This window comes from Rheinheimera pacifica, from assembly GCF_900108485.1.
In the GTDB taxonomy this organism is placed as follows: domain Bacteria; phylum Pseudomonadota; class Gammaproteobacteria; order Enterobacterales; family Alteromonadaceae; genus Alishewanella; species Alishewanella pacifica.
The window spans coordinates 196,415-209,129 of the sequence record NZ_FNXF01000003.1 but is presented as its reverse complement, the minus strand read 5'-3'; the positions used below and the strand labels follow the sequence as shown (position 1 = coordinate 209,129).

Sequence of the window (12,715 nt, the reverse complement as noted above, 5' to 3'; positions counted from 1 at the left end):
CCAACCTTATTTAGTATCTAACCAGTCAACGTTGTGCATTTTGCGCACGACAACGAATTCATCGCGGTTACAGCCAACGGTGCCGTAGTAGTTAAAGCCGTAGGATTGCTGGGCATAGCCACCGATCATATGCGTCGGTTTCATTACAGCGCGGGTAACCGAGTTATGAATACCACCGCGGGTGCCGGTAAGCTCACTGCCCGGAACGTTTACAATGCGCTCCTGAGCGTGGTACATCATGCTCATGCCTTCCGGTACCCGTTGTGACACGACAGCACGGGCGGCGATGGCGCCGTTAACGTTAAAGATTTCAATCCAGTCGTTATCTTCAATACCGGCTGCGGCAGCGTCGGTTTCACTTAACCAGACGATAGGGCCGCCGCGCGACAGCGTTAGCATTAACAGGTTGTCCGAGTAAGTACTGTGGATACCCCATTTCTGGTGCGGCGTGATCCAGTTCAGTACCACTTCTTTATTGCCGTTCGGTTTTTTATTCAGCACCGGCTGCACGGTTTTTAAGTTAATTGGCGGCTTGTAGCTGCACAGCTGCTCGCCAAAATCGCGCATCCACTCGTGATCCTGATAAAACTGCTGACGGCCGGTAATGGTGCGCCATGGGATCAGCTCGTGTACGTTGGTGTAGCCGGCGTTGTAGGATACATGCTCATCTTCCAGACCTGACCAGGTTGGCGAGCTGATGATCTTACGTGGCTGGGCGACGATATCGTTAAAGCGGATTTTCTCGTCTTCTTTGGGCAGCGCCAAATGGGTGTGGTCACGGCCGGTAATTTTGCCCAGCGCTTCCCAGGCTTTAACCGCGACATGGCCATTGGTTTCTGGCGCCAGGGACAAAATCATCTCGCAGGCGTCGATGGCGCTGTCAATTTTTGCCATACCTTTGTTAGCACCTTCATCGGTATGCACCCGGTTAAGTTTTTTCAGGAAGCTGACTTCCTCTTTAGTGTCCCAGCCGATACCTTTGCCGCCGTTGCCGATTTTTTCCAGTAGTGGCCCAATCGAGGTAAAGCGGGCATAGGTATTAGGGTAGTCACGCTCGACAATATTAATGTGCGGCATGGTCACGCCCGGTATCGCATCGCATTCGCCTTTCCACCAGGCTTTAACGCCATACGGCTGGGCTAGCTCGGCCGGTGTATCGTGGTGCATTGGCGTGGTGACCACATCGGTTTCAACGCCTAAGTGGCCGACGGAAGCTTTGGAAAACGCCTTAGCGATGCCTTTGAATATCTCCCAGTCGCTGCGCGCTTCCCATACCGGGTCAATGGCGGCCGTTAACGGGTGAATAAACGGATGCATGTCCGACGTATTCATGTCGTCTTTTTCATACCAGGTGGCGGTAGGCAGCACGATGTCGGAGTACAGACAGGTGGTGGACATCCTAAAATCCAGCGTTACCCATAAGTCGACCTTGCCTTCGGCACCCTTGTCAGTCCACTCGATATCCTGCGGCTTCTTACCACCGAACTCGCCTAAGTCTTTACCGAGCAAACCATGTTTGGTGCCCAAAAAGTGCTTCAGCATATATTCGTGGCCTTTACCGCTGGAGCCCAGCAGGTTAGAGCGCCAGATAAACATATTACGCGGGAAGTTTTGCGGGCTGTCGGGCTGCTCGCAGGCAAACTTAATGCTGCGATCTTTCAGCTGCTGCAGCACATAGTCTTTTAGCTCAACACCGGCGGTTTTGGCTTTCGCCGCCAGCCCCAGCGGGTTCACGCCCAGTTGTGGTGCTGATGGCAACCAACCCATCCGTTCGGCGCGGGCGTTAAAATCGACGATACTGCCGCTCCACTTTTCTTTGTTCGCCAGCGGAGATACCACTTCGGTCATATCCAGCTTTTCATAGCGCCACTGGCTGGAGTGGTTGTAGAAGAACGAAGTACCGTTCATATGACGCGGTGGGCGCTGCCAGTCCAGTGCAAACGCCAGCGGGGTCCAGCCGGTTTGTGGCCGCAGTTTTTCCTGGCCAACATAGTGCGCCCAGCCGCCGCCGCTTTGGCCGATACAGCCGCACATCATTAACATGTTAATTAAACCGCGGTAGTTCATGTCCATGTGGTACCAGTGGTTTAATGCGGCACCGACAATTACCATAGAACGGCCGCGGGTTTTATCGGCGTTACGGGCAAATTCACGCGCTACCCGAATCACATCTTCCGGGTTAACACCGGTAATCGGCTGCTGCCAACCCGGGGTATAAGGCACGTTGTCTAAGTAGGATTTAGCCCGGCTGTCATCACCAATGCCGTTATCTACGCCATAGTGCGCCAGCATTAAGTCAAATACGGTGGCAACCAGTGCAGTGCTGCCATCGGCCAGTTCGACGCGTTTGGCCGGAATTTTACGAAGTTGTACTTCGTCATGCGCGGTGTGCTGGAAGTATTTGTACTCGTGCGGTGCGCCGCCAAAGTACGGGAAGGCCACCTCGACCAGTTCGTCGCGGTTGTCTTTTAGCGATAACTGTAAGTCGATTTCGCCGTCTTTATCTTTTTGCTCCAGGTTCCATTTGCCGGCCTGGCCCCAGCGATAACCAATGGCACCATTGGGGCTGGTTAAGCGGCCATCACTGTTAATGGCAATGGTTTTCCAGTCCGGGTTATTGTCTTCACCCAGGTTGTTCACTAAATCGGCGGCGCGTAAAAACCGGCCCTGTGTCAGATGTTTGTCACCTTGCTCCAGCATTACCAGCATCGGCATATCGGTGGTGCGTTTTACATAGTCGGTAAAATACGCACTTGGATTATCGACATGGAATTCTTTTAAAATGACATGGCCAAAGGCCATCGCCAAAGCGGCATCAGTACCCTGGCGCGGAGCTAACCAGGTGTCACCAAATTTAGACGCTTCTGAGTAATCCGAGGTAATAACGCAGGTTTTGGTGCCTTTGTAGCGTACTTCGGTTAAAAAGTGTGCGTCGGGAGTACGGGTTTGCGGCACGTTAGAGCCCCAAACAATAATGTAATTTGAGTTATACCAGTCGGCCGATTCAGGCACGTCGGTTTGCTCACCCCACACCTGCGGTGAAGCCGGTGGTAAGTCGCAGTACCAGTCGTAGAAGCTTAAGCAGTTACCGCCAATCAGTGATAAATAACGCGCGCCGGCGGCGTAAGACACCATCGACATCGCCGGAATAGGCGAGAAGCCGGTAACCCGGTCCGGGCCATAGGTTTTAGTGGTGTACACGTTAGAGGCGGCAATCAGCTCGTTTACTTCATCCCAACTAGCGCGGACAAAACCGCCCAAACCGCGGCGCTCTTTGTAGCTTTTTGCTTTTACCGGATCGGTAACAATAGATTCCCAGGCTTTAACCGGGTCTTTATGCACTGCTTTGGCTTCGCGCCACAGTTTCATTAACTGCTGGCGTACCTTAGGGTATTTTAAGCGGTTAGCGCTGTAAATGTACCAGGAGTAACTGGCGCCGCGCGGGCAGCCGCGTGGTTCATGGTTTGGTAAATCCGGCCGGGTGCGCGGATAGTCTGTTTGCTGGGTTTCCCAGGTCACCAGACCGTCTTTAACATAAATTTTCCAGCTGCATGAGCCGGTGCAATTTACGCCGTGGGTAGAGCGCACAATTTTATCGTGCTGCCAGCGCTGGCGGTAACCCTGTTCCCAGCTTCTGTCTTCGTTGGTGGTGACACCGTGGCCATCGGCGAACGGGGTTTTGCGGGTTGTAAAAAACCGCAGTTTGTCGAGTAGGTGACTCATGGTTTACTCCTGGTCTTGTCCTGCATGAACAGACATCTTGCTTTTCTGGTATGCACACTATAGAAACAACGCTGTGATGATGCTTGATTTGGATCAAGCCAGCCAGAGCACTAAATTGCTGATAAAAAACCCAAATACCCACAAGGTGGTAGTGTGGGTAACGCCGTTATCGCCGACAATACGCCAACTTCTACCCACTCCTGTAAGAGGCAGGCAGCTGCGGCGTAGGTAGCAAGGAAAAGGGGGTAGCTCGATTGTGCCAATAGTTTTGGCGTCAAAGCGGCGCAGCGGCAAATATGCAGATATGCTTAGGTAGTAAAGTAAGCGGAGTGATTATGCGACAGTTTTCAATCGTTACCCGGATTAACATCGCCCTGGCCTGCATCGTCACGCTGGCTATCGGTACCATGCTGGCGTCGTACTGGTTGTCGGATAAAACCGATAATGATGCGCATGCGGTAAACGTGGCAGGTTCGCTGCGGATGCAAAGCTATCGGATGGCATGGCTGACCCTGCAGCAAGACCAGCAGCAGCTGCAGGCTGCTCAGGCGCAGTTTAATCAAAGCTGGCAGCATCCGGTATTTAAGCGCTTTATGCATAACGACACTATAGTGTCGCAGTTTGAAGCGGCCAGACAGCATTGGCTGCAACTGGAGCCGCAACTGACACAGTCTCTACTCAGTCCGCAGCAAACTGCGCAGGCGCTCTCTGAGCAAATTGTGCTGCTGGAGCAACTGGTACTGTACATTCAGCAGGATGCAGAGCAAAAGGTACGTAGTTTTCGCACCCTGCAACTGGTGGCGTTGCTGGCAACGGTATTGTTGTCGGCCATTGTTATATATTGGCTGAAGGTTATGGTGCAGCAGCCGCTGGAAGCGCTGACTCAGGGGGCCAAACGCGTGGCGATGGGCGATTTTACCCACCGCCTGAGCATTGAAAACAACGACGAGCTGGGTACGCTGGCGCACAGCTTTAACAAAATGAACGATTCTATTGCCTACATGTATGGCAATCTGGAGCAGCGGGTAGAGCAGCAAACCGAGGCGCTTAAACATACCAATACCACGTTGCGCTTTTTATATAACACCGCTCAGCGCATCAGTGAGCGTGTGCCGGAATATGCCGACTTTAATCACATTGTTACTGAGCTAAAAGCGGTGGTTAAAGTAGATGATCTGGAGCTTTGCCTGTTTACCGAAGAAGGCGATAAACCCTATATGCAGCTGCTGCCGGGTGACGAAGACAGCGCCCCCTGTATTGCCGTGAGCTGTGGCGACTGTTTAAGCCAGCCTCAGACAACCGGCTGTAATACTGAGCAGTACAACTACCTGTTGCAGCGTGAGCAGAAAAAGTACGGTGTATTGGTAGCACGGGTAGCGCCGGGCCAGCCACTGGCGCGCTGGCAACAGCAGCTGTTAACGTCGGTGGCCGATCAGCTGGCACTGGCATTGAGTTCCAAATCAGAAGAGGAGCAACTGCGTCGGCTGGCATTGATGCAAGAGCGCACTGTGATAGCGCGTGAACTGCATGACTCGCTGGCCCAGGCATTGTCGTATCTGAAAATTCAGGTTACCCGCTTAAATAAAGCTACGCAAAAAGACGATAAGGCCATTATTGCCGATGTATCCTCTGAGTTAAAGCAAGGGCTGGATGCTGCCTACCGGCAACTGCGCGAGCTTTTGACCACCTTCCGGCTAAAAGTAGATGGTGCCGGCCTGTTTAGTGCACTGCAAACCACAGTAAAGCAGTTGACCGAACAGTCTGATTTACAGATCCGGCTGGATTATCAGTTAGCGAATGTACCGCTGGCACCGCATGAAGAGATCCATCTGCTGCAAATTATCCGTGAAGCCAGCCAGAATGCTGTGCACCATAGTCAGGGCACTGAGCTGTTGATCAGCCTGCATCACAGCAGCGACGGGATCCGTCTGGCAGTAGAAGATAATGGTATTGGTATACCGGCGTCGGCAGAAAAGCTAAACCATTATGGGTTGGCTATTATGCAGGAGCGCAGTAAACACCTGGGTGGGCAAATCGTAATTAAACCGCGCAGCAGCGGCGGCACCGGTGTGTATTTTAGTTTTACACCGGAATACCTGTTACAGCAGCAAACCGCGTAACAGTGCGTTACTGCGTGCCCCTATTGTATAGGGTCTAGTTAAATGAACACTGAGTAATGTTAGGGATCAGATTGGATCCAAGTGGATTAAGTGGGATCGTAAAGTTGGCCAAAGCTAGGAATTGCAAGGGACTCAAGGGTTTTAAAACTTGGGTCCCTTTTTTATTTAAAGCGTTTTTTAAAATCAGCAGGTTTGAGCAATGAATTTAAAAAGTGCTGATTTGGCCTAGTAAATTGAGCACTGACTTACCGCGTTGGAATACCCTTTAAACCCCGTTTAAACTTTAAATTAATCGCCCAAGTCTTTCGCTATATGGACCACTTGCCCGACGACTTGAAAGTTGTACTGCTCGTGCTTTGGTATATCGTAAGCGCTGTAAAAACTATTGTCGCTTATTAAGCGCCAGGTGCCCAGCACGCTTTGGTAGCGCTTCACAAATAACTCGTCACCGTTTCTGAAAATGTAGATGTGGCCGTCTGCCGGAGTGTTGCGGCCCAGGTGAACGACAAGGGTGTCATTGCTGTGAATGGTTGGCTCCATGCTATCGCCTTTGGCCCACACTATCGCTAACTCATGTTCATTGAAGCCCCTGTACTTCAACCACTTGCGCCTAAATGCCAAATGCCTTACCGGGTTCAGCTGGTCTGGATTTAACGAGCCATGCCCCGCTGATACTTGAATTCTGTAGCCAGGTATTAAAGCAAACTCCTCCAGAAAATCAGAAACAATAGGTATGGATGAATAAGGCTGAGGCGCTTCGTTAATCTGGTCTGCATTGTCACCCAGCAAGCTTCGCTGTGTGTCAGCCGGCAGCAAGCTTATGTGGTATTCCATTGCCTTTGTGCCTCTGCGCTTCCTGCATAGGTGCTCTTTGCCAGCTGCCAAATCCTTTAAATGGTCTCTGGTCCATCTATCGGATGTGGGGAAACTTCCATGCCCTGCCAATTCGGATGCAATAAACCACATCGACCGTTTCATGCCGCCACCAACGGATGCTTGATCCGTTTCTGCCAAACCTGCGTCCGATTCTTTTAACTCTTTGTTTTCACTGTCATTAGTCATTTTTAAATCCAAGGCTTTGAAAAATAGTAACGGATGCCATGGCAAATAAATCATCCGTTGCTATTGACCGATTCATCCATTTGATCAATTATGTAGTTACTAAGTAAAGCAACTTATAAGGGTTACTAAGTTGAGTAATGAATCAGTCTCTCAAAAAAGCGAACAATATGGAAGAGATTGGCATCGGGCCGACATCATTGCTGCGTTAAAAAAACGCGGTTTGTCCGTTCGTCAGCTATCAAGGGACGCAGGGTTAAGCGAAAACACACTGGCTAATGCACTGCGTTCGCCGTGGCCTAAAGGTGAAGAAATTATTGCAACGGCTATAGATATGAAACCCGAAGAGGTTTGGCCCAGCCGTTACAAAGCATTGCGCGCAGCGAGTTAAGGAGGAATTCGTATGTGGCTATTAGCGAGTGAATTAGCAGGCGTTGTTGGCTTGCCGGGATCTGACAGAAATGTGCGCGAGCAATTAAAAAAACTGGCCAGTGAAAATCCGGAACTGGCACGCAAAAGACAAGGGACGAAAGGGACTGAATACCACATCAGCTTATTACCCTCTGCAACACAAACCGCGCTCTACAAAATTAAAGGCCAGATAAAAGTTGGCGAACAGCTGGTAACTATCCCACAAAAGAAAGCGCGTGAAACCTATTGCAGCGAAGCGCTTTGGGCGCGCTGGAACAAGAACAACCACGCCGCTAAAGAGAAAGCACAACAAGCCTTGCTGGCCGTAAAAGCCGTGTTTGCATTAAAGCGTAATGGCGTCAGTTTGATGGATGCCTATGACTCTGTATGTGCGCAATACAATGTAGCGCTTAGCACGCTGCGCCGTCATTGCGCCATGGTCAAAGGTTACGACGAAGCCGACTGGGCACCAGCGCTGCTGCCTAAACATTTTGAAGCGTCACAATCCAAAAAGAAAAACCAGTTTGCGTTTATTACGCCGCAAGCGTGGGAGCTGTTTAAAGCCGACTACCTCAGCCTGGAACAACCAGCCATGACAGTAAGCTACGAGCGTTTACTGGATGCCGCCAAAGGTAAAGGCTGGGAGATACCCAGTTTAAAAAGCCTGGCACGGCGCATGGCCCACGAAGTACCGGCACAGCAATTGGTGCTACTGCGTGAAGGTGAGCACGCCTTGCACCAGCTTTACCCGCCACAAGAACGCACAGTCGAAGGCATCCATGCCATGGAGTGGTTGAACGGCGATGGCTACCAACACAACGTGTTTGTGAAGTGGTTTAACGGCGAAATTCTGCGCCCTAAAACATGGTTCTGGCAGGACATTCGTAGCCGCAAAATCGTGGGTTGGCGCTGTGATATCAGCGAGAACACCGACAGTATCCGCTTGTCGCTGATGGATGTATTTGCAAAGTATGGTGTGCCTAAAGAAATCACCATAGATAACACCCGCGCCGCCGCCAACAAGTGGATGACCGGCGGTGTACCAAACCGGTACCGCTTCAAAGTTAAAGAAGATGATCCGTTAGGCATCATCCCGATGATGGGCATTAACCTGCATTGGTCCAGCGTGATCTTTGGCAAGGGCCACGGCCAGGCCAAACCGATAGAGCGTACCTTTGGCGTGGGTGGCCTTGAAGAATACATCGACAAACACCCTATATGCCGTGGCGCTTACACAGGCCCTAACCCAATGGCAAAGCCAGACAACTACGGCAGCAAAGCCATAGCTGCAGAAGAGTTTTTACAGGCCATTGCCAAGGGTGTTGAAATGTTCAATGCCAAAGCCAACCGCGATACCGAAATTTGCAAAGGCTTTATGAGCTTTGACCAAGCATTTAATGCCAGTTACGAAACCGCTGAAATACGCAAAGCCACCACCGCACAACTGCAGTTAATGATGCTGCAAGCCGAAGCCGTAACTGTGTCGAAGCACGGCACCATAGTGCTTGATGCAGGCGGCAGTTTAAAGGGCCGCAAAAACCGCTACTTCAACGACACCATGATGAACTATGTCGGGCAGAAACTGGTGGCGCGTTTTGACCCGCTAAAGCTGCATGACGCGGTAGAGATTTACGCCCTGAACGGTGTGCATATTTGCACTGCTGAATGCCTAGAAAAAGTGGGCTTTGGTGACACCCAGGCAGCGCGTGAAACCAAGCGTAAACGCACTCAGTTTACCAAGGCAAACAAGCTGGCTGCACAAGCCAAAGTCAGTATCGACTCGCTTGAGCTGGCCGCCATGATGCGCCCTGTTGAAGAAGAAGTTATCCCTGAAAGCAAAGTGGTAATGATGATGCGCCCGGCTGTACGGGGCAACACCGCAACAGCCATTGCCTACGACCATGACCAACTGGCCAACCCCGAGAACGAACACAAAGCAGAGTGCGCCGCCAACTTCAGCGAAAGCGTGGCTTACCTGCGCGAGCTAAAACAGAAAAACCGTATTTAAACCCTATTTGAAACAGCAATAACAAGGACTAATGATGACCAATGTACACAGCCTAGCGAAGGCAGAAAGCCAGCAAACTGAAGTGATTATGCGTGTGACCACATTGATTAGCGCTAAGCGCGTTACGTCAGGGCAAGTTGCACAAGAAATCAGTGTATCGCCCTCCACACTCAGCCAGGTATTGAACGGTTTATACAAAGCCGACCCGTCAAAAATTATTGAAAAGTTAGAAAGCTGGTTGCGTCTGCGTGAACAACGCGACGCCAACCCCAGCACAGACCCTGGCTTTGTAATGACACCAACAGCCAAGCTGATTATGGACGACCTAACGTATGCCCAAATCACTGAATCTATCGTGGTTATTTACGGTGCATCCGGCGTAGGCAAAAGCAAAACACTGGACGAATACCAGCGCACCAACAACAACGTGTGGAAAGTAACCGCCAGCCCAAGCCGCAGCAGCCTTACTGAGTGCCTGTACGAAATTGCTATGGAGCTTGGCATGGAGCAAGCGCCCCGCACCAAAGGGCCACTGGCCCGGGTAATACGCCAGCGCCTTAAAGGCAGCGAAGGCTTGGTAATTGTGGATGAAGCCGATCACCTGGATTACCCCACGCTGGAAGAGCTGCGCATCCTGCAGGAAGAAACCGGCATAGGCATGGCGCTGGTGGGCAACAACAAAGTGTACACCCAGCTAACCGGTGGCCGCCGCAATGAAGACTTTGCCCGGCTGTTTAGCCGCATCGCCAAAAAGCGCGGCATTCACAAAACCAAAGTAACAGACGTGCGCGCCATTGCCGAAGCCTGGAACGTGGGCGGCGGCAGTGAAATGAACGTGATGATCCAAATTAGCGAGCGCCCCGGTGGCCTGCGCCTACTCACCAAAACAATAAAGCTGGCGGCCATGTTTGCCAAAGGCGCGTTGATCACAGAGCAATTGCTACGCACTGCACTTGCTGAACTAGAAACCAACGATTGAGGCAAGCAGCAATGAAAGCAGAAAACATCGTCGACAAACAAAACGTGCAACTAATGCTGCGCCAGCAAGGCTGCCAAGTGCTGCGCGTTACTTCACGCAAAACACGGGCCGTTATCGAAATACAACAGCCATCACCGCAGCTGCAGAAAATCGCAGCAGCATTTACTGAAAACGTGAACGGCCAGCAGCGCCAGGCGTTTTATGCCCAAGTGCGAAGCTGTGTAGTGCATTGGCACCAGGAGGCTCAGGCATGAACCAGCACGAAAGAAAAGCCACAGAGGCTGAGTTGGCAAGGCTGCGTGCCAGACAGCAGCAATATCTGACTAATGCAGCTAGTAAAGGCGCTCCGCTGTATGCCCTGTTTTGCCCTAGCTGCAATGCTACGCAATTAACCACCGCTGCCCAGGCAGACGAATTAACCGCCATTTGCTCCTGTTGCGCCGCCATTTTTGGCGTTCGCAATAGCAGCATTAAAGCAACCCTGTGCCTGTTTGAGCCAGGCATTAAACCTGAATTTAGAGCGTGAGGCAGATATGAGCAATTCAACTACATCAGCACAACAAGCCGCAGTGGCAGCAGCACCAGCCAAGCCGGTAATCCCAACGCCGGAAGGCTATTGGAAAGATGCCAAAGGCAAGCTTACCCACGAATCGTTGGTTCGCCCCATCGACAAAGAGCGGGATAAGTTGGTTAAAGAATTATTCAATAGCTCTCTGGCCGTAAGTGCATGCCTGGCTGAATTTAAAAAGCGCGCCTTTGGTGATATTGAAGCCTTTGTTGCTTTATCGCTTGAGCAGTACCAGGTGGATATTGGCGGCAAGAAAGGCAACGTCACGCTGTATAGCTACGACGGTAAGTACAAAATCATCCGTGCCATTCAGGATTCAGTGAAATTTGATGAACGTATTCTGGCAGCCAAAGAGCTGATTTATCAGTGCGTCACTGAATGGACAGAAGGCGCACGGCCAGAAGCGAAAGCCATCATTGACCACGCCTTCAAAACCGACAACGACGGCAACCTGAGCGTGTCCCGCATCTTGTCACTGCGCAAACTGGACATTAAAGACCCACGCTGGATCCAGGCTATGGATGCCATTAGCGAATCACTGCAAGTGGTTAGCAGCAAAGCCTATGTGCGGGTGTATGAGCGCATCGGTGAAACGGATATGTACCGTCAAGTTCCACTGGATTTAGCGGCGGTGTCGTTATGAGCGCCATCACTGCAATGCCAACCGAAGAGCAAATCCGCGTTGAAATCGCGGTAGCTACCAGCCTGGAAGAAAAGTACGGCACTAACGAACCAACCAAAACCTACGAGCAAGGCGTTGCTGACGCCTTGCTGTGGGTGCTTGGTGGCCAGAAGCCATTCACAGTTGGGGGTAATCAGCCGGTTCGGAGCAAACAATACGAGAACGTTTTACAGCTGTGTGAAGCCGGTGAGGTTGTAGCGCAAAAAGTTGTGGAGCCAGATGTCAGCAGCATCGCGCTACTGGATGCGCAATACGACAACGAGCGCTTAATCCGGTTAGCCAGCGAGTCTCCATCATTGGCGCAAATGGTACGCAATGCTCTGGCAGAAATGGACGAGTACGGCGATCAGCATTTTGCTATTTGGCTGGGCAGCTTTATGGAAGACCGGCCAAAAACGCAGGTTCAGCTTCTGATAACCCAGCATCCGCAATTCACCATAGACGAGGATTAAGCCATGAGCCAACAGAAGCCAGTGAGCTTAATCACTAAAGAGCAATGGGCTGCTATTGAAAAGGAAATGGCGGGTGGCTGGGTGAGTATCAGATTCAGCTATCAAGGGCACGAAATTGGTGTTAGCCGTGAGCGTAAAAGCGAGTCAACAACAGTGCTGGTTGTTTATATAGATGGCGTTATCAAAGGCAGCTGGGCTTGCCGTACTGATAAAAAACCAGACGACATGCCAGAGTTTTTACCGCAGGTGTGGAGCAAAAAAACACTCAGTGTATATACACCTAAAAAAATTGCTGAAATTGAAAAGAACTTTGGTAAGCGTGACGCAAAAAAATACTTTCCGAACCTGCATGCAAAGACGGAAATATTTCTACCTTACTTCTCAAAAGCCTCAGTGCTGTGCCGCCAGTTTAAAAAACTTGAAGGCTTAGAGCTGACCCAAGCTTTGTTTCTGAAAACGCCAGAGACAGAACCCAGTTGATTAAGCGAAACGCCCTGCAGTTTGGGGCGTCTGCCAGTGGTGGTTCACTGGTACTGATGAGCAGCCACTATGCAAAAACCAACTGAGTTTGAAATGGCAACGGCTGAGCAATTAGCAACAGCGCGTGGCCACAGCAAGCCTACGGCTGCAGACACAGAGGATGCTAAGGCATTAGTAGAATCTTGGAATACAAAGCGCCTGCAGCTTGGCCTGCAGCCTTGGGAATAACCGGA

Annotated in this window: 12 protein-coding genes and 1 other RNA gene; 11 read left to right on the top strand and 2 right to left on the bottom strand. The window is 51.1% G+C overall.

All coding sequences use genetic code 11. The annotated features are described in order from the left end of the window. Positions 1-6: 6 nt before the first annotated feature. Positions 7-3,723 carry a nitrate reductase subunit alpha gene (locus BLW68_RS05500; protein ID WP_092791100.1) on the bottom strand — a complete coding sequence of 1,239 codons (3,717 nt, stop codon included), beginning with the start codon at positions 3,721-3,723 and terminating at the stop codon, positions 7-9. A gap of 335 nt (positions 3,724-4,058) precedes the next feature. Between BLW68_RS05500 and BLW68_RS05490 the strand changes: the two genes are divergently transcribed. Continuing rightward, positions 4,059-5,843, top strand: coding sequence for a type IV pili methyl-accepting chemotaxis transducer N-terminal domain-containing protein (locus tag BLW68_RS05490; protein WP_092791473.1), 1,785 nt, complete (start codon positions 4,059-4,061; stop codon positions 5,841-5,843). Positions 5,844-6,131: 288 nt separating this feature from the next. Here the strand turns inward: BLW68_RS05490 and BLW68_RS05485 are convergent, their stop codons facing one another. Beyond that, positions 6,132-6,905, bottom strand: coding sequence for a S24 family peptidase (locus BLW68_RS05485; RefSeq protein WP_218141307.1), 774 nt, complete (start codon positions 6,903-6,905; stop codon positions 6,132-6,134). A 130-nt stretch (positions 6,906-7,035) separates the two neighbouring features. Between BLW68_RS05485 and BLW68_RS05480 the strand changes: the two genes are divergently transcribed. From BLW68_RS05480 to BLW68_RS21070, 10 genes are all read left to right on the top strand, one after another. Next, positions 7,036-7,293, top strand: a complete 258-nt coding sequence (locus BLW68_RS05480) for a helix-turn-helix domain-containing protein (protein ID WP_092791095.1) — start codon at positions 7,036-7,038, stop codon at positions 7,291-7,293. Between the two features lie 12 nt (positions 7,294-7,305). Then, positions 7,306-9,321, top strand: coding sequence for a transposase domain-containing protein (locus BLW68_RS05475; protein ID WP_092791093.1), 2,016 nt, complete (start codon positions 7,306-7,308; stop codon positions 9,319-9,321). A gap of 34 nt (positions 9,322-9,355) precedes the next feature. Further along, on the top strand, positions 9,356-10,300 hold the full coding sequence (locus BLW68_RS05470; RefSeq protein ID WP_092791091.1) for an AAA family ATPase: 945 nt from the start codon (positions 9,356-9,358) through the stop codon (positions 10,298-10,300). A gap of 11 nt (positions 10,301-10,311) precedes the next feature. Then, positions 10,312-10,554 carry a hypothetical protein gene (locus BLW68_RS05465; protein WP_092791089.1) on the top strand — a complete coding sequence of 81 codons (243 nt, stop codon included), beginning with the start codon at positions 10,312-10,314 and terminating at the stop codon, positions 10,552-10,554. After that, positions 10,551-10,826: a hypothetical protein gene (locus tag BLW68_RS05460; protein ID WP_092791087.1), complete on the top strand. Its 276-nt coding sequence runs from the start codon at positions 10,551-10,553 to the stop codon at positions 10,824-10,826. The genes BLW68_RS05465 and BLW68_RS05460 overlap by 4 nt, the downstream gene beginning before the upstream one ends. Positions 10,827-10,833: 7 nt before the next feature. Then, positions 10,834-11,511, top strand: coding sequence for a DUF3164 family protein (locus BLW68_RS05455; RefSeq protein ID WP_092791085.1), 678 nt, complete (start codon positions 10,834-10,836; stop codon positions 11,509-11,511). Beyond that, a complete protein-coding gene (locus BLW68_RS05450; RefSeq protein WP_092791083.1) occupies positions 11,508-12,002 on the top strand; it encodes a hypothetical protein in 495 nt (164 codons plus the stop codon). The genes BLW68_RS05455 and BLW68_RS05450 overlap by 4 nt, the downstream gene beginning before the upstream one ends. A gap of 3 nt (positions 12,003-12,005) precedes the next feature. Continuing rightward, positions 12,006-12,482, top strand: a complete 477-nt coding sequence (locus BLW68_RS05445; RefSeq protein ID WP_092791081.1) for a hypothetical protein — start codon at positions 12,006-12,008, stop codon at positions 12,480-12,482. A gap of 2 nt (positions 12,483-12,484) precedes the next feature. Beyond that, an RNA gene (locus BLW68_RS05440) (hammerhead ribozyme type II) lies at positions 12,485-12,552 on the top strand. Further along, positions 12,552-12,710 carry a hypothetical protein gene (locus BLW68_RS21070; RefSeq protein ID WP_177172161.1) on the top strand — a complete coding sequence of 53 codons (159 nt, stop codon included), beginning with the start codon at positions 12,552-12,554 and terminating at the stop codon, positions 12,708-12,710. Before BLW68_RS05440 ends, BLW68_RS21070 begins: the two co-directional genes overlap by 1 nt. The last annotated feature ends 5 nt before the right edge of the window (positions 12,711-12,715 follow it).

Coding starts and splice junctions, on each gene's coding strand:
- BLW68_RS05500 (WP_092791100.1), bottom strand. CDS start 3,723: ATGAGTCACCTACTCGACAAACTGCGGTTTTTTACAACCCGCAAAACC.
- BLW68_RS05490 (WP_092791473.1), top strand. CDS start 4,059: ATGCGACAGTTTTCAATCGTTACCCGGATTAACATCGCCCTGGCCTGC.
- BLW68_RS05485 (WP_218141307.1), bottom strand. CDS start 6,905: ATGACTAATGACAGTGAAAACAAAGAGTTAAAAGAATCGGACGCAGGT.
- BLW68_RS05475 (WP_092791093.1), top strand. CDS start 7,306: ATGTGGCTATTAGCGAGTGAATTAGCAGGCGTTGTTGGCTTGCCGGGA.
- BLW68_RS05470 (WP_092791091.1), top strand. CDS start 9,356: ATGACCAATGTACACAGCCTAGCGAAGGCAGAAAGCCAGCAAACTGAA.
- BLW68_RS05465 (WP_092791089.1), top strand. CDS start 10,312: ATGAAAGCAGAAAACATCGTCGACAAACAAAACGTGCAACTAATGCTG.
- BLW68_RS05460 (WP_092791087.1), top strand. CDS start 10,551: ATGAACCAGCACGAAAGAAAAGCCACAGAGGCTGAGTTGGCAAGGCTG.
- BLW68_RS05455 (WP_092791085.1), top strand. CDS start 10,834: ATGAGCAATTCAACTACATCAGCACAACAAGCCGCAGTGGCAGCAGCA.
- BLW68_RS05450 (WP_092791083.1), top strand. CDS start 11,508: ATGAGCGCCATCACTGCAATGCCAACCGAAGAGCAAATCCGCGTTGAA.
- BLW68_RS05445 (WP_092791081.1), top strand. CDS start 12,006: ATGAGCCAACAGAAGCCAGTGAGCTTAATCACTAAAGAGCAATGGGCT.
- BLW68_RS21070 (WP_177172161.1), top strand. CDS start 12,552: ATGCAAAAACCAACTGAGTTTGAAATGGCAACGGCTGAGCAATTAGCA.